This is a genomic window from Carboxydothermus islandicus (genome assembly GCF_001950325.1).
GTDB classification, from domain to species: Bacteria; Bacillota; Z-2901; order Carboxydothermales; family Carboxydothermaceae; genus Carboxydothermus; species Carboxydothermus islandicus.
Genome location: NZ_BDJL01000035.1, coordinates 79,187 through 102,107, shown reverse-complemented (window position 1 = coordinate 102,107; position 22,921 = coordinate 79,187). Strand labels below are relative to the sequence as shown.

23 protein-coding genes, 1 riboswitch and 1 other annotated feature are annotated in these 22,921 nt (G+C 43.5%); of the genes, 4 read left to right on the top strand and 19 right to left on the bottom strand.

Annotated features, from left to right (window positions below; all coding sequences use genetic code 11):
• Positions 1 to 25: 25 nt before the first annotated feature.
• From argS to hflX, 13 genes are all read right to left on the bottom strand, one after another.
• Positions 26 to 1,699 carry an arginine--tRNA ligase gene (gene argS / locus ciss_RS06195; RefSeq protein ID WP_075865417.1) on the bottom strand — a complete coding sequence of 558 codons (1,674 nt, stop codon included), beginning with the start codon at positions 1,697 to 1,699 and terminating at the stop codon, positions 26 to 28.
• A gap of 2 nt (positions 1,700 to 1,701) precedes the next feature.
• Positions 1,702 to 2,124 (bottom strand): YwiB family protein, encoded by a 423-nt coding sequence (locus ciss_RS06190; protein WP_077177478.1) that lies wholly within the window; start codon positions 2,122 to 2,124, stop codon positions 1,702 to 1,704.
• 71 nt (positions 2,125 to 2,195) lie between these two features.
• Complete coding sequence (locus tag ciss_RS06185) at positions 2,196 to 2,759, bottom strand: indolepyruvate oxidoreductase subunit beta (protein WP_174574966.1); 564 nt, start codon at positions 2,757 to 2,759, stop codon at positions 2,196 to 2,198.
• Positions 2,752 to 4,497 (bottom strand): indolepyruvate ferredoxin oxidoreductase subunit alpha, encoded by a 1,746-nt coding sequence (iorA, locus tag ciss_RS06180; RefSeq protein ID WP_075865414.1) that lies wholly within the window; start codon positions 4,495 to 4,497, stop codon positions 2,752 to 2,754. The genes ciss_RS06185 and iorA overlap by 8 nt, the downstream gene beginning before the upstream one ends.
• Before the next feature lie 15 nt (positions 4,498 to 4,512).
• Positions 4,513 to 5,835 carry a phenylacetate--CoA ligase family protein gene (locus ciss_RS06175; RefSeq protein ID WP_075865454.1) on the bottom strand — a complete coding sequence of 441 codons (1,323 nt, stop codon included), beginning with the start codon at positions 5,833 to 5,835 and terminating at the stop codon, positions 4,513 to 4,515.
• A gap of 4 nt (positions 5,836 to 5,839) precedes the next feature.
• Positions 5,840 to 7,309: a sodium:solute symporter family transporter gene (locus tag ciss_RS06170; RefSeq protein ID WP_075865413.1), complete on the bottom strand. Its 1,470-nt coding sequence runs from the start codon at positions 7,307 to 7,309 to the stop codon at positions 5,840 to 5,842.
• Positions 7,310 to 7,432: 123 nt separating this feature from the next.
• Positions 7,433 to 8,179, bottom strand: coding sequence for an ABC transporter permease (locus ciss_RS06165; protein ID WP_077177477.1), 747 nt, complete (start codon positions 8,177 to 8,179; stop codon positions 7,433 to 7,435).
• On the bottom strand, positions 8,176 to 8,835 hold the full coding sequence (locus tag ciss_RS06160; protein WP_075865411.1) for an ABC transporter ATP-binding protein: 660 nt from the start codon (positions 8,833 to 8,835) through the stop codon (positions 8,176 to 8,178). Before ciss_RS06160 ends, ciss_RS06165 begins: the two co-directional genes overlap by 4 nt.
• Positions 8,832 to 9,263 (bottom strand): MarR family winged helix-turn-helix transcriptional regulator, encoded by a 432-nt coding sequence (locus ciss_RS06155; RefSeq protein ID WP_075865410.1) that lies wholly within the window; start codon positions 9,261 to 9,263, stop codon positions 8,832 to 8,834. The genes ciss_RS06160 and ciss_RS06155 overlap by 4 nt, the downstream gene beginning before the upstream one ends.
• A gap of 106 nt (positions 9,264 to 9,369) precedes the next feature.
• A complete protein-coding gene (locus ciss_RS06150; RefSeq protein ID WP_075865409.1) occupies positions 9,370 to 10,548 on the bottom strand; it encodes an aminotransferase class I/II-fold pyridoxal phosphate-dependent enzyme in 1,179 nt (392 codons plus the stop codon).
• Entirely contained in the window at positions 10,545 to 11,027 is a 483-nt protein-coding gene (locus ciss_RS06145) for an Lrp/AsnC family transcriptional regulator (protein ID WP_075865408.1), read from the bottom strand. Before ciss_RS06145 ends, ciss_RS06150 begins: the two co-directional genes overlap by 4 nt.
• A gap of 44 nt (positions 11,028 to 11,071) precedes the next feature.
• Positions 11,072 to 11,282 (bottom strand) — a binding site (T-box leader).
• Between the two features lie 38 nt (positions 11,283 to 11,320).
• On the bottom strand, positions 11,321 to 11,818 hold the full coding sequence (locus ciss_RS06140; protein WP_075865407.1) for a phosphatase PAP2 family protein: 498 nt from the start codon (positions 11,816 to 11,818) through the stop codon (positions 11,321 to 11,323).
• Entirely contained in the window at positions 11,793 to 13,043 is a 1,251-nt protein-coding gene (gene hflX, locus ciss_RS06135) for a GTPase HflX (protein ID WP_075865406.1), read from the bottom strand. The genes ciss_RS06140 and hflX overlap by 26 nt, the downstream gene beginning before the upstream one ends.
• 131 nt (positions 13,044 to 13,174) lie before the next feature.
• Here hflX and ciss_RS06130 point away from each other — a divergent pair, with 131 nt between their 5' ends.
• Positions 13,175 to 13,399 (top strand): ATP-binding protein, encoded by a 225-nt coding sequence (locus ciss_RS06130; RefSeq protein ID WP_075865405.1) that lies wholly within the window; start codon positions 13,175 to 13,177, stop codon positions 13,397 to 13,399.
• Positions 13,400 to 13,415: 16 nt separating this feature from the next.
• Here ciss_RS06130 and ciss_RS06125 read toward each other — a convergent pair whose 3' ends face one another.
• The 4 genes from ciss_RS06125 to ciss_RS06105 all read right to left on the bottom strand — a co-directional run bounded on the left by ciss_RS06125 (position 13,416) and on the right by ciss_RS06105 (position 16,708).
• Positions 13,416 to 13,868: a YkvA family protein gene (locus tag ciss_RS06125; RefSeq protein WP_143298494.1), complete on the bottom strand. Its 453-nt coding sequence runs from the start codon at positions 13,866 to 13,868 to the stop codon at positions 13,416 to 13,418.
• 131 nt (positions 13,869 to 13,999) lie between these two features.
• Positions 14,000 to 14,845 carry a zinc metalloprotease HtpX gene (gene htpX / locus ciss_RS06120; RefSeq protein ID WP_075865403.1) on the bottom strand — a complete coding sequence of 282 codons (846 nt, stop codon included), beginning with the start codon at positions 14,843 to 14,845 and terminating at the stop codon, positions 14,000 to 14,002.
• Positions 14,846 to 15,216: 371 nt separating this feature from the next.
• Positions 15,217 to 16,221 carry a spore photoproduct lyase gene (gene splB, locus ciss_RS06110; protein WP_075865401.1) on the bottom strand — a complete coding sequence of 335 codons (1,005 nt, stop codon included), beginning with the start codon at positions 16,219 to 16,221 and terminating at the stop codon, positions 15,217 to 15,219.
• A 100-nt stretch (positions 16,222 to 16,321) separates the two neighbouring features.
• On the bottom strand, positions 16,322 to 16,708 hold the full coding sequence (locus tag ciss_RS06105) for a YckD family protein (protein WP_075865400.1): 387 nt from the start codon (positions 16,706 to 16,708) through the stop codon (positions 16,322 to 16,324).
• A gap of 179 nt (positions 16,709 to 16,887) precedes the next feature.
• Between ciss_RS06105 and asnB the strand changes: the two genes are divergently transcribed.
• From asnB to ciss_RS06090, 3 genes are all read left to right on the top strand, one after another.
• On the top strand, positions 16,888 to 18,726 hold the full coding sequence (asnB, locus tag ciss_RS06100; protein WP_075865399.1) for an asparagine synthase (glutamine-hydrolyzing): 1,839 nt from the start codon (positions 16,888 to 16,890) through the stop codon (positions 18,724 to 18,726).
• 93 nt (positions 18,727 to 18,819) lie between these two features.
• Positions 18,820 to 18,904: riboswitch (cyclic di-GMP riboswitch) on the top strand.
• A 59-nt stretch (positions 18,905 to 18,963) separates the two neighbouring features.
• On the top strand, positions 18,964 to 19,887 hold the full coding sequence (locus ciss_RS06095; protein WP_166503992.1) for an HD-GYP domain-containing protein: 924 nt from the start codon (positions 18,964 to 18,966) through the stop codon (positions 19,885 to 19,887).
• Positions 19,888 to 19,959: 72 nt separating this feature from the next.
• A complete protein-coding gene (locus ciss_RS06090) occupies positions 19,960 to 20,472 on the top strand; it encodes a ferritin (RefSeq protein WP_075865397.1) in 513 nt (170 codons plus the stop codon).
• A 55-nt stretch (positions 20,473 to 20,527) separates the two neighbouring features.
• On the opposite strand, the gene ciss_RS06085 is transcribed toward ciss_RS06090, so the two are convergent.
• Positions 20,528 to 21,391 carry a DMT family transporter gene (locus ciss_RS06085; RefSeq protein ID WP_075865396.1) on the bottom strand — a complete coding sequence of 288 codons (864 nt, stop codon included), beginning with the start codon at positions 21,389 to 21,391 and terminating at the stop codon, positions 20,528 to 20,530.
• Positions 21,392 to 21,494: 103 nt separating this feature from the next.
• Complete coding sequence (locus ciss_RS06080) at positions 21,495 to 22,892, bottom strand: ATP-binding protein (RefSeq protein ID WP_075865395.1); 1,398 nt, start codon at positions 22,890 to 22,892, stop codon at positions 21,495 to 21,497.
• Between the last annotated feature and the right edge of the window lie 29 nt (positions 22,893 to 22,921).

The following is a 22,921-nucleotide window of genomic DNA, read 5'->3' as shown; positions in this document are numbered from 1 at the left end:
AATATAGCCAAAGTCAAGCTAAAAGTTACATTTTCTCCGGAGCTGAAACGCCCAGCATTTTTAATCCTTTTCTAAGCACGATCCGGGTTGCTTCAACTAATAGTAACCGGGCTTTACTTAAGTTTTCCTCTACCCCTAAAACCCGGCAGCTGTTGTAAAAGGTGTGGAAATACCCCGCTAATTCATGGAGGTATCTTGCCAGGTGGTGAGGAGCTAAGGCAGTAGCACATTTTTCTATTTCCACCGGAAACTCAGCCAGATGGCGTAAAAGCTCTAATTCCGCTTCACTGCTTAGAATCGTTAAATCCACATCCTCCACCGGAGGCAGGTTAACTCCCTGCTCGTTACACTGCCGGTAAAGGCTCATTATCCGGGCATGGGCATACTGAATATAGTAAACCGGGTTTTCGCTGGATTTCTCTTTGGCCAAATCCAGGTCAAAATCCAGATGGGCATCGTGGCTGCGCATGACAAAGAAGTAGCGGGCAGCATCAACTCCCACTTCTTCCACCAGTTCATCTAAAGTAATGTACTGCCCGGTTCTTTTGGACATCCGCACTAATTCCCCGCCCTGGAAAAGGCGGACTAACTGCATTAAGATCACAATAAGCCGTTCCGGATCATAGCCTAAGGCTTTAAGGGCAGTTTTCATCCGGCTTACATGGCCGTGATGGTCAGCTCCCCAGATGTTGATTACCAGGTCAAAGCCCCGGTCAAACTTATTTTTGTGATAAGCAATATCGGCAGCATAATACGTCGGCACACCATTTTTCCGGACCAGCACTTCATCTTTTTCCTCGCCTAACTTCGAAGCGGCAAACCAGAGGGCTCCATCCTTTTCGTATAAATAACCCCGCTCTAATAAAAGTTTTACGGTTTTTTCAACTTCGCCGGATTCATGGAGCGATCTTTCGGAAAACCAGACATCGTATTTTACACCAAAATTTTCCAATGACTTTTTAATGGACTGTAATTTTTCTTCCAGAGCAATTTTCCCGAGAGTTTCCTGCCTTTCTTTTTCGGGAAGATGGATAAAACGGTCCCCAAAGCGGGCAACGATATTGCGCGCTGTATCAATAATATCTTCCCCGTGGTATCCTTCTTCGGGAAATTCCACTTTATACCCTAATAGTTCTAAATACCGGGCTTCCACCGATTTGTTAAAGTTTTCAATTTGATTGCCCGCATCGTTAATGTAGTACTCCCGGGATACTTCATACCCCGCTTCCGCTAAAATATTGGCAAGGATATCCCCCAATGCTGCACCCCGGCCGTTACCCATGTGCAGAAGTCCCGTGGGGTTAGCGGAAACAAACTCTACCTGAACCTTCTTTCCAGACCCTATAGACAAACGTCCGTACTTCTCCCCAGCGTTTAAAATTTCCGGGATTACATCTAAAGCCCAATCTTTTTTGAAGTAAAAGTTTATAAATCCCGGTCCGGCAATCTCCACCCGTTCCACTACCGCTGGAATCTCTAAATACTCCAACAAGGTCGCTGCGATTTCCCGCGGATTTTTCCGCGCCTTTTTGGTAAGAAGCATTGCTAAGTTAGTGGCTAAATCTCCGTGGGCTTTTTCTTTGGGTTTTTCCAGTTCAAAAGCAAACTCGTCCGAAGGGTCCAAATACCCCGCTTTCACCGCCGCTTTTCTTAGATTTTCCGCAATCTCCCCCGTAATTCTCTGTAAAAGATACCCCACTTTCAAGCCTCCTTGACCTCGATAGACAAAAAGTTGTCGGAAACCTTTTGCCGCTCTAAATTTAATTCATATAAAAGCTTAATCGTCCCACCCATTTCTGTCAAGTCTATAAATACTTCCGAAGGATGAACCGCCAAACTCATCATGCCAAAGGGAGTAATATACATGCACTCGTGAAAAACACCCTGCTCAAACACCGACTTTTGTTCATTTTTCCCCATACGGTTTAAGGTAACCCGGGATGGTTCCACTTTAATGGTGGTAGTTGTACCCTCCATTCCGGAAAGCTCCGACTCATGATACACTAAATAGTAGCAATCGGGTTTTTTGTAAAGATACCCCAGGGTCGTGAGCTCAATGGTGTCTTCCTCCCCCCACTCATTTCTCTGGCTTCCCCTGATGGTAATTAAAACTTCCTTTTTCACTTTGGCATTCCTCCTTGGAATAAAGTAATTTTTAAAAATAAAAAGGAAAGAAGGTAGAAAAACCCTCTTTCCTATTCTCCATAATTAAATCCTGCTTGAAAACAGGCAATATTAGCTTCCGAAAACTTTCCCGAGCGATTTTGAATTTCCTCAAGCCAGGCTTCTTTAGGGAAAGTAAGCCTCTTTGCTAAAAATCCTAAAAGAACCATGTTAATTCCCCGGGGATTGTTTAGTGTTCTCGCAATTTCCCGGGCAGGAATCAAGTTAAAACTTACTCCTTGAGCCCTTTCCCGAAAATCCGGGTAAAAAGCTTTACCGGTCAGTACCGGCAGAGGATAAATTTCCATGTCGTTAACTAAAGCCAGGCCTTCCGGCTTTAAGTATGAAAGCCATCTTAAGGCCTCTAACTTTTCAAAAGCTAAAAGAAAGTCCGCTTCTCTATGAGCAATTAACGGAGAATTTACCTTTTCGCCAAAGCGAAGATACGTGACCACCGCTCCTCCCCGCTGGGCCATCCCGTGGACTTCGGCTACTTTAACATCAAGTCCAGCCTTTTCCGCTACCCCGGCAATAATTTTACTTGCTAAGATAGTCCCCTGCCCGCCAACTCCGGCCAGTAAAAGATTTTTATCCAAGGGAATCACCACCCTTAATTATGGCCGAAAATTTACAAATTTGCGCACACACCCCGCAACCGTTACATAAAAGCGGGTCAATCAAAGCCTTTTTGTCTTTAAACGCTATTGCGGGGCAGCCAAGCTTTAAACAGCGCTGGCAACCGGTACACTTTTCAGAAATTATCATCAGGGGCTCTTTGGTTTGATTGGGCAACAGCGCACATTCCCGCCGCACCACCACTACCGATACCTCTCCGGCCGCTACTTCCTCGGCTATTACGGCTTTAAGTCGCTGCAAATCAAAGGGATCAACGGTCGTAACCCGCTTTACCCCTAACGCCCTAACTAACGCCTCAAAATCCACCTGTGGTGCCGGCTCTCCCATTAAGGTTTGACCCGTTGCCGGATGAGGCTGATGGCCGGTCATTGCCGTGGTGCGGTTATCCAGTATTAATATAGTCCCTTTGCCTCCATTATATACCATATCGAGTAACGGTGTAATCCCCGAATGTAAAAAAGTTGAATCGCCAATTACCGCTACCGTTTTCTTTGAAAACTCCGGATTGGCTTTTTCCATTCCTAAGGCCATCCCGATGCCCGCCCCCATGCAAACGGTCGTATCAATAGCTCCAAAGGGCGGCATCACCCCCAAAGTGTAGCAGCCGATATCACCGGTTACCGTAAGTTTAAGTTCGCTTAAAGTATAAAACACCGGCCGGTGAGGACAGCCCGGACACATTACCGGCGGCCTCTGGGGTAAATCTAACTCCTCAAGGGAATCGACTATTTCCTCTCCTAAATATTTTAAAACCGCCCTTTTCACGATTTGGTGGTTTAACTCACCGGTACGGGGAATAATTTCCTTGCCCACGACTTTTAACCCCAGGGCGCGCACGTGTTCTTCTATATACGGCTCTAATTCTTCTACCACTATGATGGTTTTAACCTTTTCGGCAAATTTTAAAATAAGTTTTTCCGGAAGGGGCCAGGTAAATCCCAGCTTTAAAACCGGGAAGCCGGGAAAAGCTTCTTTAACGTACTGGTAGCTTATTCCCGATGTGATAAAACCCACATCCCCCGTTCCCTCTTCTATCCGGTTTATCGGAGTATTTTCGGAATATTCCAGAAGCTTCTGCCTTCGCTCCTCCACCACCTGATGGCGCAGGCGGGCATTTCCCGGAACCATTACGTACTTTTGAGGGTTTTTCTGGTATGGTTTTAAAGGGACTATTTGAGGTTCCTCTTCTTCTACCAAAGTATGGGTATGGGCAATCCGGGTGGTTGTCCTTAAAATAACCGGTGTATCAAACTCTTCGCTTAATTCACAGGCAAGTTTCACAAACTTCCGGGCCTCTTCACTGTCCGAGGGCTCCAGTACCGGTATTTTAGCTAATTTACCGTAATAGCGGTTATCCTGTTCGTTCTGGGAACTGTGCATCCCCGGGTCATCGGCGGAGACCAGCACCAGCCCCGCATTTACACCGGTATAGCTCAAGGTTAAAAGCGGATCCGCTGCCACGTTCACCCCCACATGTTTCATGGTTACCAGGGTTCGAGCTCCGGCAAGGGCAGCTCCAATCCCCACCTCTAAGGCCACTTTTTCATTGGGGGACCACTGGGCATAGACTCCCGGGTACCTGGCAAAATTCTCCAATATCTCCGTACTGGGAGTACCGGGATAGCCCACCCCAATTTTAATCCCTGCTTCAAAAGCACCCCGGGCAATCGCTTCGTTTCCGGTCATTAACCTGGCCATCCTCTATCCCCTTTCTCAAATCTTTCTTAAATCTATAACTCTTTTGGCTTTACCTTCGGAGCGTTCTAAAGATCTGGGCTCTAAAAGCTTTACCTTGGCCGAAATCTGCAGGGTTGAAGCAAGACGTTCTTCTATTGCGCGGGTTAGTTGTTCAAGGTCTTTAAACTTTCCGGTAAAAAACTTTTCTTCGATTTCTACCTGCACTTCTAACTCGTCCAGATATCCCCGTTTGGAAAGTATGAGCTGATAATGGGGAGCTGTGCCTTCAATTTCCATTAAGACGCTTTCAATTTGCGAGGGAAAAACGTTGACCCCCCGGATAATCAACATATCATCGGTTCTCCCTTTCACCCGCTGCATCCGGGCGGTGGTCCGGCCGCAGCGGCAGGGTTCGGGATTAATTTTACTGATGTCCCGGGTCCGGTAGCGTAGTAGAGGTAAAGCTTCTTTAGTCAGCGGCGTTATAATTAACTCCCCTTCTTCGCCGGGTTCTCTGGGCTCCAGGGTTTCCGGGTCCACCACTTCTACCAAAAAATGGTCTTCGTTAATGTGAAGTCCTTCTCGCTCCAGACACTCCCCGGAAACTCCGGGTCCGATAATTTCCGACAAGCCATAATTGTCCGTTGCCACAATTCCCCACTGCTTTTCAATTTCCGCCCGCATTTCTTCCGTCCAGGGCTCCGCGCCAAAAAGCCCCCACTTAAGCCCCAAGCTTCTGGGCTCTATCCCCAGTTCCCGGGCTGTTTCCGCCAGATGTAAAGAATAAGAGGGAGTGCAAATTAAAGCGGTGGTTCCGAAATCACGCATTAGCTGAATCTGACGGCGGGAATTACCCACCGAAATGGGTACCACCAGCGCTCCCACTTTTTCTAACCCATAGTGAAGTCCAAAAGCTCCTGTAAAAAGGCCGTAGCCAAAGGCAATCTGGGCGGTATCTTCGTCGGTAACACCGGCCATGGTGACGATGCGGGCCACCACCTCGGCCCAGACTTCCAGATCCCCCCGGGTATAGCCCACCACCGTAGGCCGACCGGTGGTGCCGCTGGAAGCGTGAAGCCGCACCAAATTTTTCTTGGGCTCGGCAAACAAACCAAAGGGATAATTATCCCGAAGATCATCCTTGGTCGTTACCGGTAGATACCGCACGTCCTTTAACGTCTTTATTTTTTCGGGGTAAATCCCGGCCTTTTCTAATTTCTCCCGGTAAAAGGGGACTTTTTCATAGGCTCTTTTTACCTGGGCTTTCAATCGCGCAAGCTGAAGTTCTTCCAGGTCCTTCCTGGACATACATTCCCTTTCTCTGTTCCAGATAAACCCCAAAGTTCTCTCCCCTTCCATCCCGCTACTCTTCAAATAAAAGTTTCACCGTCTTACTTTCCTTTAGCGGTACTAATAAACTTACCAGAGGCACAACCACAAAGGGTAAGAATATGCCGTAAACCCCGGCTGCTGGAAGAATTTTAGCATCAAAGCCGTGCTTTACCGCTAAAGTTACCACCGTTAATAAGCCGGTGAGGGTTCCAGCCAGGGCGCCCACCGCATTTACCCGCCGGAAAAATAAGCCACAGAAATACGGAGCTAAAAAGCTTCCCGCTACGGCTCCCCAGGATATGGCCATCAAAGATAAAATAATCGCCGGTTTTAAAAGGGCAATAACCACCGATAAAGCGATAAACAGGATTGTTAAAAGGCGTAAGACGAAAATTTGGCTTTCGCCTTTACCTTTAAATAAGCTCGTTTCCCCTAAAAGATCCACCGCCACCGCTGAGCTGGATACCAGCACCAGAGAAGACAGGGTAGACATCGATGCCGATAAAACCAGGAGTAAGATCAACGCCGCCACCCATTCCGGCAAATGCTGGGCAATTAACTGGGGAATTAAAAGGTCTGGGGTAGGTTTGCCTGTTGCCGGATCTACCGGCAGGGATTTAAAAAATAAAGGCGTTAAGGCACCGGTAAAATACGCTCCCCCCGCAATGATTAAGGCAAAGAGGGTCGAAACCCAGGTTGCCGGTGTTATTGCCTTTTCATCCCGTATCGCGTAAAATTTTTGTACCATTTGCGGTAAACCCCAGCTCCCGAAACTGGTTAATAGCATTAAAAACAAAAGGGAACTAAAGCCCTGTCCACCCCAGAGAGAAGTAAAGTCCGGATTAATGGCGGAAAGCTTGGAAGCAATGCTGCTGATTCCCCCCACTTCCGGCGTATTTACCAGGTACCCTACCATGAGAAAAACACCTAACAGCATAATTATTCCCTGGATAAAGTCGGTAAGAGCTACGGCAAAATAACCTCCCAGCAAAAGATAGATTGCGGTCAGTCCGGCCATTAATAAAAGGGCAAAAAGATAGGGTAAGCCAAATACCGCTTCAAACAGGTAGCTAAGGCCCATGTATACCGATGCCGAGTAAGGGACTAGAAAAATGAAAATGATTAAAGCAGCCAGAGGCTTATAAAGGGGAAAGTCATATCTTTTTGCCAGAAATTCCGGCATTGTCCGGGCATTTAGCTGCTGGGTCATCTGCCGGGTAGGTTTTGCTAATATCTTCCAGGCAAGAAAACTTCCTATTACTGCATTGCCAAGGGCAATCCAGAGGGCCGGAAGCCCAAAGCTAAAGCCCACTTTACCGGCGTAACCAATAAAAAGAACCGCAGAAAAGTAGGTCGTGCCATAAGCAAATGCCGACAGCCACGGACCCACCTTGCGGCCTCCTAAGATGAAATCATCCACCGTTTTCGTTTTCTTGAACCCAAAAAATCCCGAAACAAGCATAATAAAAACAAAAATTCCCAAAAACCAGAACTTAACCATCCTATCCGTCCTCCCATCCTAATCTTAAAAGTAAAATTTCTTATTATTTTAAACTATTTTAAAATTATTTTCTATAAAATTTTCTGTCAAAATTGATAATTTTTTGTCGAAATTTTCGGGACTTTAACTCACGATCTGGAAATCTTCATTAAAAAATCCCCGGTAAGCAAAATAACTGGCCACATACGCCGCTACCGTTACCGCCCCTGCCAGCATAAATGCCACCATAATCTGGTATTTTATTGCCAAGAGCGGATTCGCCCCGGCTAAGATTAAACCGGTCATCATTCCCGGCAGCTGAACAATTCCCAGCGTTTTCATCTGGTCTACGGTGGGAAGCATTGCCGTTTTAATACTTTCGCGGATAAGGGAAAAAGCCGCTTCCCGGGGAGGAGCACCCAGGCTTAATTTTACCTCAACCTCTTCCCGACGGTCGCGAAAAGTTTGTTTTAAGCTTCGAAACACCAGTCCCACCGCCACCATCGCATTTCCCACAATCATTCCGCTTACCGGTATGGCCTGGCTGGGTTTGTAGGAAATAGCCCGAAAAGCAATAAGAGCTCCCAGGGTAACACTAAGTCCCATCACGATTGCCCCAAAGGAGATAAGATGGCTATTTTTAATTCCTTCACCCCTTTTGCCGGCTATGTAAGCCGCATTTAAAACCATTACCAGTAAAAGGGCCGTAGTAAACCAGAAATTGTTCTGGGCAAAAATAAATTTTAAGATATATCCTACCGCTACCAACTGCACCACTGCCCGGATACTTCCCACTAAAAGATCTTTTTCTAAAAAAAGCTTCTCTTTTTTGGAAACAAGCATTGCCAGAATAACCAAACTAAAGCTTAAAAAAAGCGACCAGTTGCTCAAATCTTTCCCTCCCCAAAATATTTTACCTGTCCGGCATTAAGGTACAGCACTTTTTTAAAGTTAAACGCCTCAAGATTATGGGTAATCGCTAACACCGTAAGGTTTTTTTCCTCTTTTTCCCTTAAAATAAGGTCTAAAATAGCCCGGGTGTTTTCGGTATCCAGAGCGGACGTAACTTCGTCTAAAAGTAAAACTCTGGGTTTTACTAAAAGCGTTCTAATTAAGGAAATCCTTTGGGCTTCTCCTCCGGATAATTCGGTGGGTTTTTTGGCAAGGATTTCTTCTTTTAAATTGGCCTGGGCTAAATATTTGTAAATTAACTCCATGTCCGGTTTTTCCTGACTTAAGCGAAAGGGATAGGTTAAATCCTCCAGAACCTTTTGCCCAAAAAGATAAGGTTTTTGCCAAACATACCCAATTTCCCGGCGAAGTTTGACGGGGTCGTATTCTTTAAGATTTTTTCCCCGGTAATAAATCTCTCCGGAGGTAGGCGATAAGAGGCGGTTTAATAACTTAAAAAGGCTACTTTTCCCCGCCCCGGAAGGCCCTAATACCCCGAGAAAATCCCCTTCTTCCACAGTAAAAGTAATGCCATCCAAAATCACTTTCCCATCTCTGCCGTTAAGTTTTACGTTATCCACGACAATAATACTCATTTTTCCTCACCTCCCGGCAGCAGTTCCCCGAAATCAGCGGGCAAGATTTTGGTTAGCAAAGCGAGAAACTGCTGTTTTTCCTGGTTTGTTAAATTTTTTAGCAATGCTTGATAAAACTCCCGGTCTTCCTGAAAATGCTCGGCAACCAGTTCTCGACCCTTATCGGTCAATACCAGATAAACCGCCTTCCGGTCTTTCTCATCTCTTTTCCGCACCACCAGACCCTTTTGCTCCAAACGGTCGATAATTCCGGTTAAGGTAGAAGGTTTTAAACCAAATTTCCGGGCAAAATAGCTAAAACGAAATTTCTCCCCTTCCTGCAAATGTTCCAGCACAAACAGTTCCTGACTGCTAAGGCCGGTTTTTTCTAACTGCCATTCTTCTTTAAATTTAAAAACCGCTGCCAGCCGATGTAAAAGCTCCTCCATAATTGTTCACCTTTCGTATAATACGTATCTCGAATAATATTTTACTTCTTTTTCCTGTAAAATTCAAGTTAAAATTAAAAAAAGAAAAAACCCGCCGAAGGGGTTTTTATTGCTTTTTTAAAGTTTTTTTCCGCACAAATCTTTTTATTCTCTTTAAAGCCTCAATTAAATCTTTCCGGGCGGTAGCATAGGAAATCCGGATAAAGCCTTCCCCCGATGGTCCAAAAGCAGATCCGGGGACCACCGCTACCTTTTCCTCAAATAAAAGCTTTTCGGCAAACTCTTCGCTGGATAAGCCGGTTGCCGAAATATCCGGGAAAGCATAAAAGGCTCCTTTGGGTTCAAAAAGCCTGAGCCCCATTTCGCTAAAAGCTTCCACTAAAATTCTTCGCCGGTAATTGTACTCTTCCACCATCTTTTTGACCGCACCGTTTTGATTTCTTAAAGCTTCTATTGCTGCTTTTTGCGCCGTAATCGGAGCGCAAAGCATGGTATACTGGTGTATTTTGGTCATCGCCGCAATGATTTCTTTAGGTCCGGCTGCATAACCAAGCCGCCACCCGGTCATAGCAAAAGCCTTGGAAAAGCCATTTAAAATCACCGTCCGCTCTTTCATCCCCGGAAAGGAAGCAATGGAAACGTGCTTCCCCTCATAAGTAAGTTCCGCATAAATTTCATCGGAAATTACGAGAAGGTCGTGTTCGGCAATAACCGGTAAAAGTTTTGCTAAGTCATCGGCGGTCATCACCGCTCCGGTCGGATTATTGGGATAACAGAGAAGCAAGATTTTCGACTTCGGGGTTATCACCCCCTCTAAAAGCTCCGGCGTTAATTTAAAGCCGTTTTCCGGCCTGGTCCTTATATAAACCGGCTTCCCTCCCGCCAGCATCGTCGTTGGCCCGTAAGAAACATAGGAAGGCTCGGGAATAAGCACCTCATCTCCAGGAGAAACAAGGGCCCGAAGTGCTAAATCCACCCCTTCGCTGACCCCAACGGTCACCAAAACTTCCTGAACCGGGTCATAAACTATCCCCGTAAGCCTTAAGAGGTAGCGGCTAATTTCTTCCCGCAGTTCTAAAAGCCCCTGATTGGAAGTGTACATGGTGTAACCCTTTTCCAGGGAATAAATCCCCTCTTCCCGGATATACCAGGGCGTAACAAAATCCGGTTCCCCTACCCCGAGGGAGATAACGCCTTTGGTATTGGCCACCAGATCAAAAAATTTTCTAATCCCCGACGGAGGTATCTGCCGTAAAACCGGGTTAATTTTTTCTTCAAGACTCATGGCGTTATCACCAGCCTTTTATCTTCCTCCTCATCATCCAAAATAACTCCTTCATGCTTGTAGGTCTTTAAAATAAAGTGGGTAGCACAGCTTTGCACCCCTTCAATGGTAGAAAGCTTTAAAGCAACAAATAAAGCCACTTCCTTCATCGAACTCCCTTCTACCATCACCGCCAAATCATAATCCCCGGACATCAGGTAAACATCTTTAACTTCATCAAACTGGTATATCCTCCGGGCAATTCCGTCAAATCCCACTTCCCGCTGGGGGGTTACCTTTACCTCAATTAAAGCCCTTACCGGCTCGTATTCGGTTTTCTCCCAGTTAATGAGGGTATGGTATTTAATAATAGCCTTTCTTTCTTCCAGCTCTTTAATTTTGGCCCTGACTTCCTTTTCCGTCACCCCTAACATCGTGGCAATTTGCTTGGGCGTAAGCTTGGCATTTTCATGAAGTAACTGTAAAATCTCCTTTTCCATTCTCCCTTCCTCCTTGTCCCTAAAATATTAAAGCCCCCGTCCCCAATTGGGACGAGGGCTTACCCTCGCGGTACCACCCAACTTGGCAGGAAAAATCCTGCCCCCTTCATTCGGATAACGGTCTCCCGGGAAAGCTTACTGCTACTTCAGCTTTCCGGCTTGAAGACGGCCCCCGGCCTTTCCTGTACCGGCTTTCACCTGCCCCGGCTCTCTTTAACAGGAAAAAGTACCGGTTTTTCTTCGCATCGCCTTTTCCCTATTTGCCATGTATTTGGAGAATATTTTATGCAAAATTATACGAAAATGTCAATAAGCAAAGGAAAAACAAATTGCAGAAGGTAATAAACAAATCCCCCTAAAAAGGCCCCGGCCAGCACATCCCGAAGATAATGGTGGCCAACGTAAATCCTGGAAATCATTAAAAACACTACATATACCAGGGCCATAATTCCCGCTGCCTTCGACACTTCCCAAATCCCCATCGTTAGGGCCACCGCTCCGGTTACATGGTCGGAAGGAAAGGAACTGTCAGCGGCATGGGGATATAACGGTTTAATCCCTTTTTCGACAAAAGGCCTGGGAAAATAATAGCGCTTACCCAAATATTTTGCCAAATATACGGCAATTAACCCCACCACACCGGTTTTAAAAAGATAAAACTTAACCTTTAAATCTCCCGTAAAAAACAAATACAGCATAATTAGCCAGTAAAAATAAATTCCCCCCAGGGATAAATAGACCATTACTTTATCTAAATAACTTTTCTTAAGTCCAAACCAGCTTTTCGCCATTGATCTCCTCCAGCTTTTCCCTTCCTAAGTGCCTCGCTATCCTTTCCCGGGGACCGGCTACGGTAACCTCAATTCCATCCGGTAAATACTCCAAATTTATAAGTTTCAAGTTTTCCTTTAGCTCACCAATTTTAAAAGCCCGAGCAAAGGGCAAAACCGCTTTCACCGTAATTTCCTGCCAGAATAAGTTCTCCTCAATTAATTTTAAAAGTAGCTCTATGTTATAGCCGGTACGGGCAGAAATCGCAACTGCCCTTTTACCCAAAAACAAAACCGGTTCCGGCAAAAGATCCACCTTATTATAAACGGTAATTACCGGTGCTTTTACTTTCATTTCCGTTAGAATTTTTTCAACCACCGCTTCCTGCTCTTCCCGGTACGGGCTTGCCCCATCCACCACATGCAAAATTAACTCTGCTTCATACACTACCTCTAAAGTTGATTTAAACGCTTCTTTAATCAGGGGTGGCATATTTTCAATAAAACCCACCGTATCGGTTAAAAGAAGCTTTTGCCCTCCGGGCAAAGTTAGTTTTCTAACCGTCGGATCCAGAGTGGCAAAAAGCTTATCTTCCGCCAGCACTCCCGCCCCGGTAAGGGCATTAAGTAAAGTGGATTTACCCGCATTGGTATACCCCACAAGGGCTACAATTGGCACTCCCGCCTCCAGCCTCCGGGACCTTTTGACTTCCCGGTTTTGTTCAATTTCTTTCAATTCCCGGCGCAAATCGGCAATCCTTTTCCGAATAGTCCGCCGCAAAACCTCCAATTTGGTCTCTCCGGGACCCCGGGTACCAATTCCGCCCCCCAGGCGGGACAAAACCCGTCCAAGCCCGGTAATCCGGGGAAGATTATACATCAGCCGGGCCAACTCCACCTGAATTTTCCCCTCATGGGTGTGGGCATGCTCAGCAAAAATTTCCAGGATAATCTGGGTTCGATCCACTACCGTAACTTCAAGGAGTTCTTCTAAATTTTTGGCCTGGGTAGGGGTTAAATCTCCTCCCACCGCCAGCAAATTTAAATTGTGCTTTTTTAAAACTTCTCCTATTTCCTGCACCTTCCCGTAGCCAAAATAAGTTGCAGGTACCGGATGCACGAGCCTTTGGCTTATAATGTCAACAGCTTCAATCCCGCGAGTTTTCAGGAGGGCTAAAAACTCTTCTTTTTGGTAGGAAAATTTTTTCAGGTCTTCAACCAAAAAAGCCACTAAAGCTTTTTCCACAAGAAAACCTCCGGTTTTTTTGACCATTATACCACAAATAAATTTTTCTTGACTTAAAGCTAAAACTTTTTTAAGATATTTCTAAGTTTATTTCGTAAATACTATTATTAGCATAATCCAAGGAGGTTGTCATGGCGAAAAAAGTTGCTGTAGTTGACCCAACTCTCTGCGATCAAGCCCCCGCTTGTATTTTAGTTGTGGTCTGCCCCTTTGGGGCTATTGAACAGGAGCCGGCAGAATACGATTCCCCCGGCTTTGGCAAACCGGTTACGGTTAATCAAGACTTATGTACCGGCTGTGGTAAATGTCTCCCTTTTTGTTCTACAGGGGCTATTAGCCTTGTGGAAAAAGAATAAGGCTGGCCCAAAAAGGTCAGCCTTGGCTCCATTTTATTAATTTTCGCAAAAGAAAACCCGTTCCTTTGATCATTAACTTTGTTGCCTGCCTTCCGGCAAAGCCCAGGGTTTTTGCGGAAAAATTCAGGGTTTGTCCGGCTATCTCCCGGGCTATTGCTTTTAAATAACGGATATCCTCCTCAATTTCTCCTTCCTCTAAACCCGTCTCTAAAAGTTCCTGCTTTCGAATATCCGGCGGCAGCTTTTTTAACGCATAGTTCAAGGAAGATAAAGCAACGATTAAATCATCAAGCTGCCCCAATGCCGGAATAACCCCGGGAATAAAATCAACCGGCGATGCCCAGTATAACAAACCTCCCGCCAAAATCGATTTTTCCTTAAGAGTAAGTTCCGGGTGGCGCACCAGGCGCCAAGCAAGTTTAGCGTATTTCGGAGCTTTTTTTACAAGAAAAGATATCCTTTCAATCATTTTTAAATCACCTTTACTTATTTTATCCACCCCATTTTAGATTTAATCCTGTTTTGAAAATTCTCCTTCTTTCACAGTCAGGAATAAAATTAAATGCAGGTACAGTTGAAAACCGTACCTGCAATTTTAAACTACCACCTCATAGCATAAAGCCTTTCAATCCGGTCCTCAATAGGCGGATGGGTAGAGAAAAGCGCCATCAAAGCCCGACCGTTCAAGGGGTTTACGATAAACATATGCGATGCGGCCGGAGACACTTCCATTGGCAACCGCAAGCTGTAAGCATGGAGCTTCTTTAAAGCCTCCGCCAGGCCCACCGGTGACCCGGCAATTTTAGCCCCCGTTTCATCGGCCAAATACTCCCGGGAGCGGGAAATCGCCATTTGCACCAGTAAAGCCGCAATCGGTGCTAAAATCATCATGACAATTCCGGCAATAAACCCACCGGGACTTTCTTCGTCATCCCGGTTAGCTCCGAAAAACAATCCCCAGCGAAAAACATCCGCCAGCATGGAAATAGCTCCCGCCATTGCTGCCGCAATAGTGCCAATGAGGATATCCCGGTTTTTAATATGAGCTATCTCGTGAGCCAGCACCCCTTCAATTTCCTGCCGGTTTAAAAGATTTAAAAGCCCTTCGGTAACCGCCACCGCTGCATGTTCAGGATTACGCCCGGTGGCAAAAGCATTGGGCTGAGGCGACGGAGTAATGTAAATTTTCGGCATGGGAATGCCCGCTTTTAAGGAAAGATTTCGCACAATGGAGTATAATTCCGGCGCCTCCGCCTCACTTACCGGATAAGAGCCGGTCATTTTAATTACCAGGGTATCGCTAAAGTAGTAGCTAATAAAGTTCATCGCTAAAGCTATCAGGAAAAACGTAAAGGCTCCCGTCGTTCCACCAATAGCTCTGCCAAGTAAAACCAGCAAAACGGTTAAAACACCCATTAAAAGCCAGGTTTTTATCGTATTGGTCATTTTTCTCTTCCCCCTTCATACAATTGTTTAAAGATTACAATTTAAGTTAATACCTTCAAAAAAGGACGTTTGATACCAACGTGCCCTTATAAAAAATTTCAGCTCATCTTTTATCTCAAAAACCTTACCGGCTAATGTAAAAAATCTAATTCTCCTGATCCTTTCTTTATTCTTTACTTTTTTGCTTTTAAGCCTGAAAACTTTTGCTACTGCCGGGAAAAAACCACTTTCCCTAAAAGCAATCTCTTCTATACTTCCACCCCAGCAAAAAAGCGACAGGATAATAGTTAATAATATTAACAATAACCGAACAGCTTTTAACATTATCCTCACCTGACTATAATTATACATCAAAAAAAGTCAAAAATAAATTACACTATATATAAAATTTTAACCTGAGGTAAAATCTTCGGTACTTCCTGATAAAAAAATTCTTTTAGCTTATTAAAATTATCTTTATCGTAAACATATTTCCCATAACCAAATTGCCCAAATTGATAGCGGCGATTTTCTTCCCCTAACGGAAGGCCGTGCCGGGGAAAAAGCACCTCAATGTTACTTTTAGCCCTGGCGGTAAAACGATGAGAAATAATTTCTAAAGTAAAGTACAATCCGTCCATGGCCCCGGCTAACTGTTCTAAAAGTTTTCTATAATCCCGCTCCCAGCCATCATAGACAAATACCGGTGCAATTAAAAACCCCAGGGGATAACCTGCCTTTTTTATTTTTTTAGAGGCTTCAAGCCTCGCCTCTAAACAAGGAGTACGAAACTCGTATTTTTTTATTATATAGGGTGTATTAATGGAAAATCTTATTTCCGTGCGAAACCTGTGGTCTAAATCAATTAAACTATCTATGTCGGTAAACTTGGTGGTAAACCGGAACCTTCCCAGCTCAATTTGAGCAAAAAACGAGATAGCTTCTTTTAAACTCCCGGTAATTGGTTCTACCGCTACGGGATCGGAAGTAGCGGATCCTTCAAAAGCAGTTAACCGTGCGTTTTTATTTATAATTTCCTTAGCTTTTTGGAATATCTCCCCGGTGTTAGCATACACTCGAAGATACGGGGTTTTCCCTAAATTGGTAAATAAATAGCAGTACGTGCATAAACCAGGGCAGCTCGTAATAAGCGGCAGCTGATAATCCGCCGAAGGTTTACAGGTTAAAAACTGTATTTTCTTTTTCACTACCACAGCTAAGGTTTCTTTAGCTTCAAGAAATTTTTTTAAAGGCTTTTCTTCCATTGAAGTAAACCTTACTGTTTTTGGCAAAACCTCTACTGGAATATTATGCTGCCGGGAAAATTTATAAACCCTCTCCCCTACCGGATAATTTAAAGCCTCTTTTTCCATTAAAACTTTTTTGGGAAAAAACATGATTTTCACCTCAAAAATATTTTCCCCAAAAAAGAGTAATAGCCGGCAAAACGCCGGCTAAAATCTATATAAAAGGAGGAAGGTGCATTGAGGAAGGCTTTTATAAGTTAGAATATCCGCCCATCATACCACCCCGGGGGCCGTAAAAACCCTGGGGTACGGCATTGTTATTGTTCGGTACCTGCTGATTCCACCTGCCCCAAAAACCTCCTCTGCCAAAACCGCCACAACCGGGACCAAAAGCATCCGGATTTTGTATTCTGTACTGGAGCATTGCATCAATCCGCTGCTTCATGAAATCCCCTTGCTCCTTGGTAATAAGCCCGGCTTTGACCCGAACGTCAATTATTTTTTTCATAATTTCAGCTTGCTGTTTGTAGAGGTCAATCAACTCATTTTTCTGGTCGGCAGTCAGGGCGGCCATGGCCGGAACGGTAAAAGCTAAGAGCAAAACCACCACTAAACCAACGATAACTTTTTTCTTCATTAAAATCCTCTCCTTTCTTTTATTTTTATTCTTGCTTTTAGTTTAGCCCAAACAGTTTGCAAATTCTCTAAGAAAGTATTACAAATTTGTTTAAGTTAAATTCCAGCGAACCCTTTCCTCTTCTGCGGCATATCATAAAAAAGACTGCTACAAAAGTAGACCTATAGGAGAGGATTAACATGTGTGGAATTGCAGGTATGATAAGTTTTTCTAAGGATTTATCACCTTTCGTTCCTCTATTAGAAAAAATGACCCAATCCCTTACCCACCGCGGTCCAGACGCCTCAGGTATTTGGCATTCGGAAAATGTCATTCTTGGACACCGGCGGTTAGCGGTCATCGATCCGGAGCGGGGACGGCAACCGATGATTCGCACTTACGGGAATTGGCAGTACGTTATCGTTTACAACGGTGAACTCTATAATACCAAAGAGCTCCGGGACGAGTTAGAAGCTCGGGGACACCATTTTTACACCACCTGTGATACCGAAGTTTTACTGGTTTCCTACATTGAATGGGGCAAAGAATGTCTTTCTAAATTAAACGGTATCTTTGCCTTTGCTCTTTTCGATGAAAAAGAAAACCAGCTTTTTTTAGCCCGGGACCGGCTCGGAGTAAAGCCCCTTTTTTATGCTCTGGTAAATGACAGTTTGATTTTTGCCTCGGAAATTAAAGCCCTTCTTCATCATCCGGACATCCCTTCCAGACTTTCCACCGATGGCTTAAAAGAAGTATTGTTTTTGGGTCCCGCCCGCACCCCGGGAATGGGAGTTTTTGCACATATTTCCGAACTACTTCCCGGCGATTATGCCGTATTTAACCCGGAAGGTTTAATTATAAAACCCTACTGGCGTCTTACTTCTAATCCCCATACCGACGATTTTCCCACTACAGTGAAAAAAACCCGGGAACTTTTAGAAGACGCGGTTATCCGCCAGTTAGTATCCGATGTACCCATTTGCACCCTTTTATCCGGTGGCCTTGACTCGACGGTAATTACTGCTTTTGCCGCTCGCCACCTTCATAGCCGGGGCGAAACTTTAAACACCTTTTCGGTGGATTATGCGGAAAACGAACTGTATTTCACCGAAAGTGCCTTTCAGCCCAATCACGATGCTATGTTTATCCCTTTGGTTGCCAAAGAGTTTAAAACCCTTCATCATAATATCGTTTTAACCCAAGAAGAACTTTTTGAAGCGCTATTTCCGGCTTTAACCGCTCGCGACCTTCCCGGCATGGCCGATATTGATTCCTCCCTGTGGCTTTTTAGCCGGGAAATAAAAAAAGAAGCCACCGTGGGCTTATCGGGAGAATGTGCCGACGAAATTTTCGGCGGCTATCCCTGGTTTTTTAGAAAAGAAGCCCTTGAAGCCGATACTTTCCCCTGGGCTCTAAGCTTGGATCGCCGTAAAACCCTTTTTAGACAGGATTTAATTGCCGAATTAAAGCCCGATGAATACGTCAGGAAACGCTATCACGAAGCTTTAGAAGAAATTCCTGAAATTTCCGGATTATCCCCGGAAGAAAAAAGGCTCCGGGAAATAACTTACCTTACCCTCACCCGCTGGATGCCCATTTTGTTAGACCGCAAAGACCGGATGACCATGGCCTGGGGTCTGGAAGTGCGGGTGCCCTATTGCGACCACCGGCTGGTGGAATATTTGTGGAATGTTCCCTGGCAGTATAAAACCGCTGGAGGCCAGGAAAAAGGTTTACTGCGGCAGGCAGTAGCGGATCTTATTCCGGACTGCGTCCTAAAACGCAAAAAATCTCCATATCCCAAAACTCACCATCCGCTTTATACCAGATTAGTAAGAGAAGCGCTAACGCAAATCCTGGCCGAAAGCTCTTCCCCGATTAACTCCCTGATAGATGAAAAGGAAGTCCGAAAACTAATCACCAATCCCTCTCCCCCAAACGCCCGTCCCTGGTTTGGCCAGTTAATGGGCGATACCCAGATTATGGCGTATTTAATTCAACTAAATTACTGGCTTAAAAAATACCATATTTCTTTTTAATTTTGAGTAGACAACTATTTAACTTTTTTCAACTTCCATCTTTACAAAATTGTCATTTTTTTGTAGTATACTTGTTAAAAATAAAATATTTTTTGTCGAAAAAGGCAAAACCGGCGAAAGCCGGTGACGCAAAGCTACAGGGGCTAAGGCCGTAAGGCTATGCCAGCCAGCTGCCGAAGGATGACTAAAAACCTCCTTGGGCAGGAGGTTTTTTAGTTTTTGAGGGGGGAAAATAGCTTGGCCCGAAAAGCCAGTATCTTTGAAAAAAGTTTTCACGCATCCAGTCGCGCTTTATTATTAACCGACCGGGAAGGAAATTTAATTGCTGCAAACCAGCAGTTTTACCAATTGTTTAAGCAAGAAAAGATAGATTTTGCAAATTTTAATATTTTTCACATATTTCCAGCACTTAAAGCCACCAAGCATTCTCTAACTCCAAAAAAAGGAATAATTTTACAGACTTCGAAAAACTTAATTGTAAAAGTAGATATTGATTGCAATCAAAGTTTTGATTTTCGCCTTTTTTATTTTAAACTTCTGCAGTCAGAAGTCAAAACATTTAAGCTTACAAACTTAATCAATGAAGCAAAAAATCTTCAAAGCGTAAAACTTGTTTCAAAAATTCTCGAGATACGAGATCCTTATACTTCCGGCCATCAGGAAAACGTAGCCCGACTTGCTGTGGCCATTGCCCAGGAGCTTGGATGCCCTCCCCCGGTATTAAAAAGCATTTACATAGCAAGTCTTCTCCATGATGTCGGAAAAATTGGAATACCAATTGAAATTTTAAATAAACCGGGTAAACTTTTAAAACCCGAATTTGAACTAATTAAAACTCACCCCCTGACGGGTTATAGCCTGTTAAATGATGTTGATTTCGATGCCCCCATTAGCGAATTTGTTTTACAGCACCACGAACGTATCGATGGTAGTGGCTATCCCAACGGCCTGAAAGGAGATGAAATTTACCTTGAGGCAAAAATTATAGCGGTAGCCGATGTTGTCGAAGCTATGAGTGCTCATCGTCCCTACCGCCCATCTTTAGGGATTGGAGCCGCACTAAAAGAAATTAAAGCCGGTGCCGGCAAATTATATGATCAGGAAATAGCTGCCGCCTGTTTACATCTTTTTAGGAAAAAGAAATTTACTCTTAGCCCTTAATAGAAAGCTTTATATTTACCCTTAATTAATGTTATACTTAATTCAACAATTTCCACCAAGGGAGGTATGTCTATGCTTAGTCAAAAACTTTTAGACGCTTTAAATGAACAGCTTAAATGGGAGTTTTATTCGGCTCATCTTTATCTGGCCATGGCCGCTTACTGCCACGACCAGGGGTTAGATGGTTTTGCCAATTTCTTTCGGGTACAGGTCCAGGAAGAAACCTTCCATGCCATGAAGTTTTTTGACTACATAAACCAGCGGGGTGGCCGGATTGTGATTTCCGGTATCGACCAGCCCCAAAACGAGTACGCTTCTATCTTGGACGTGTTCACCAAAGCTTACGAACACGAGCAGCTGGTCACCAAACGTATTTACGCTTTAAGCGATATTGCTATGGAAGAAAAAGAGCACGCCACGATAAGCTTTTTAAAATGGTTTATCGATGAGCAGATGGAGGAAGAGGAGACTTTTGGGAACCTGGTAAAGAAACTCTCCCGGATTCAAAATGACCAGCATGCCATTTACGCTTTGGATGCCGAACTTGCCCAGCGGGTCTTTACTCCCCCCGTCCCTACAAAGTAGTAATTTGGGGACAGTCCCTAAAACTATACTTTAAGTATAAAAAAGGGGACCGTCCCTATTTTTCTACTTTGGCTACTAAATAAGCTCCGAGAAGCACCAGCACGCCCCCGGCAATTTGTCCGGGGGTTAATTTTTCGGAAAATAACAATGCCGCAAAAATAACCGTTACCACCGGTTCAAACATGCTAATAATCGAAGCACGGGCCGGTCCTAAAAGCTCAATTCCCCGAAAAAAAGTAAACATTGCAAGAAGGGTAGAAAATACTACAATTCCGGAAATTGAAAACCACACTTTTTCCGGCGGCAGAAAATCAAGAGTGCCGCTTAATGAACCGACCACCAGGAAACACATCGCCGCAAAAACTGCAATAAAACTGCTGGCGGTTAGAGAGGGAATTTGTGCTAAAACCTTTTTCCCCAGCGTTATATAAACCGAATAAACTAACGCCGTAGCCAGAGCAAAAAATACCCCAGTTAGATTTAATTTGCCGCTTATATTCCCCAAAACCAAAATTAGCCCGGCAAAAGCCAAGGCTACCGCAATAAATCCTTTTAACCCCAGCCGGTCTTTATAGACTATGCTTGATAAAATCGCCACCAGCGCCGGGTAGGTATAAAAGATTAGCGATGTCAGCGATGCTGAAATGTATTTTACCGAAAGAAAAAAGAAACTTGACTGCATTGTATATAAAACACCCATTACCAAAACATATAAAATCTCTTTTTTGGTAATGCCAAAACCCTTATGAACATAATAGTTATAAACCTGAAAAATAAGCCCCGCCAAGAAAAACCGCCAAAAAAGCAGCGTATAGGGCGAAGCCCCCTCCTTATACGCAAACACCGCAAAAATCGGAAGTAAACCAAAGCCCGCCGCCGATAAAAAAGTAAGTAAAACCCCCCGGTAGTACTGACTCATTCCCCGCTCCCCCAAAATTTTTTTATCAATAATAACATATATGAAGGATATTGAAAACAGTGTACCTCTCTATAAAAAAAGGCTACCTTTTCGGTAGCCCTTTTTAAACTAATGAAAAATTTTTAAAATCAAATAAATATAAATTTTTATTTTTTTTAGCCACTTCAATAAGTTCAGAAGAAAACCCTTCTTTACTGAAAATTATAAAACTCTCTTTTCGCTTTCCTTTATCCCACTGTACTTTTTGAGCTTTTGCAATTAAATTGCTATAAACTTCATAACCAACTTTACGATTCTGGTATTTGCATTCACCAAAGATAATTTCTCCCGAATCCTTATTAAGCCCAACTACATCAATTTCGGTTTGTCTATCCCACCATTTTCCTATTTTTGTATATTCTGTGTTTAAGTCTCCCCTTTTCACTAAATACCTGAGGAGTTCCTGGCAAACTTTTTCAAATACAAAGCTTAGATGCTTTTCAATAAAACTTTCCCGGATTTTCCTTAAAACAAATTCTTTTTCGTTAATTTCAAGAAAACTTTTATAAGGATAAACAAATTTAAACCAAAAGTCCAAAAAATTATCTTTTAAAAAATATAACCCTTTTTTACTCTTTTCGGGATTATCTTCGGTAATAGGAGTAATTCTTTCTAAAATATCTAATTCAATCAAAGTTTTTAAGTATTTCGTAAGACCGGTCTGCGAAATTCCTAACGCAGTAGCTAACGCCCCTAACTTGTGATTTCCGGCAGCAATGCTTTTTGCTATAGAAAAGTAGCTACCAATATCTCTTAATTCCTTTTCCAGTAAAAATACTGGTTCTTCATATAAAAAACTATTTTTACTTAAAATATTTTTAGCAATAGCTTGATAAATATCTTTTTCTTCCTGAAAAACTTCAATATATTTAGGAGTGCCGCCGGTAACTGCATATATTTCTAAAACTTCTTCCCAGTTTTTCCCGGGAAAAAATTCTGGCATGTGTAAAAAGTTAATTGATTGTAATTTAATTTGTCCCGTTCTTCTACCATAAAGAGGACTACTATAAGAAAGGGTTTGGGATTCCATTAAACTTATTAAAGAACCACATAAAATAAGCATAATATTTTTCTCTTTTAAAAAACTATCCCAGATCTTTTGCAAAATCGATGGAAAAGCCCTATTGGCCACGCCTAAATATTGAAACTCATCAATGACCAGAACTCTTTTTTCATCATCTTTTACAAAAAATTTAAATATCTCTTCCCAGCTCAAATCACTTTTTAAAATAAGCTCATTATTTAAAAATTGACCAAGTAATTTAATTAATGCTTTCCTGTTTTCATTTTCTGATTCCTCGGTTGCTAAAAAATAAAGAGCAGGTTTATCTTTTATAAATTCTTTTATAAGAGTTGTCTTCCCCACTCTGCGGCGCCCGTAAATCACCACCAGGGAAGAACCCTGACGGTAATATTCTTTTTTTAAAAAGGAAAGCTCTTCGTCCCGGTTAACAAACTTCATAAAACCACCTCATAATAATTATACCCTAA

What these genes read in the sequence shown, in the direction of transcription:
- ciss_RS06160 (WP_075865411.1), bottom strand. Translation starts at nt 8,835, where the DNA reads ATGAGTATTATTGTCGTGGATAACGTAAAACTTAACGGCAGAGATGGG.
- splB (WP_075865401.1), bottom strand. Translation starts at nt 16,221, where the DNA reads ATGTTTTTTCCCAAAAAAGTTTTAATGGAAAAAGAGGCTTTAAATTAT.
- ciss_RS06175 (WP_075865454.1), bottom strand. Translation starts at nt 5,835, where the DNA reads ATGGAAGGGGAGAGAACTTTGGGGTTTATCTGGAACAGAGAAAGGGAA.
- ciss_RS06085 (WP_075865396.1), bottom strand. Translation starts at nt 21,391, where the DNA reads ATGAGTCAGTACTACCGGGGGGTTTTACTTACTTTTTTATCGGCGGCG.
- ciss_RS06140 (WP_075865407.1), bottom strand. Translation starts at nt 11,818, where the DNA reads ATGGCGAAAAGCTGGTTTGGACTTAAGAAAAGTTATTTAGATAAAGTA.
- ciss_RS06145 (WP_075865408.1), bottom strand. Translation starts at nt 11,027, where the DNA reads ATGGAAAAGGAGATTTTACAGTTACTTCATGAAAATGCCAAGCTTACG.
- ciss_RS06130 (WP_075865405.1), top strand. Translation starts at nt 13,175, where the DNA reads ATGGCGAAAAAAGTTGCTGTAGTTGACCCAACTCTCTGCGATCAAGCC.
- ciss_RS06105 (WP_075865400.1), bottom strand. Translation starts at nt 16,708, where the DNA reads ATGAAGAAAAAAGTTATCGTTGGTTTAGTGGTGGTTTTGCTCTTAGCT.
- ciss_RS06170 (WP_075865413.1), bottom strand. Translation starts at nt 7,309, where the DNA reads ATGGTTAAGTTCTGGTTTTTGGGAATTTTTGTTTTTATTATGCTTGTT.
- asnB (WP_075865399.1), top strand. Translation starts at nt 16,888, where the DNA reads ATGTGTGGAATTGCAGGTATGATAAGTTTTTCTAAGGATTTATCACCT.
- ciss_RS06150 (WP_075865409.1), bottom strand. Translation starts at nt 10,548, where the DNA reads ATGAGTCTTGAAGAAAAAATTAACCCGGTTTTACGGCAGATACCTCCG.
- htpX (WP_075865403.1), bottom strand. Translation starts at nt 14,845, where the DNA reads ATGACCAATACGATAAAAACCTGGCTTTTAATGGGTGTTTTAACCGTT.
- ciss_RS06080 (WP_075865395.1), bottom strand. Translation starts at nt 22,892, where the DNA reads ATGAAGTTTGTTAACCGGGACGAAGAGCTTTCCTTTTTAAAAAAAGAA.
- ciss_RS06155 (WP_075865410.1), bottom strand. Translation starts at nt 9,263, where the DNA reads ATGGAGGAGCTTTTACATCGGCTGGCAGCGGTTTTTAAATTTAAAGAA.
- ciss_RS06090 (WP_075865397.1), top strand. Translation starts at nt 19,960, where the DNA reads ATGCTTAGTCAAAAACTTTTAGACGCTTTAAATGAACAGCTTAAATGG.
- iorA (WP_075865414.1), bottom strand. Translation starts at nt 4,497, where the DNA reads ATGGCCAGGTTAATGACCGGAAACGAAGCGATTGCCCGGGGTGCTTTT.
- ciss_RS06125 (WP_143298494.1), bottom strand. Translation starts at nt 13,868, where the DNA reads ATGATTGAAAGGATATCTTTTCTTGTAAAAAAAGCTCCGAAATACGCT.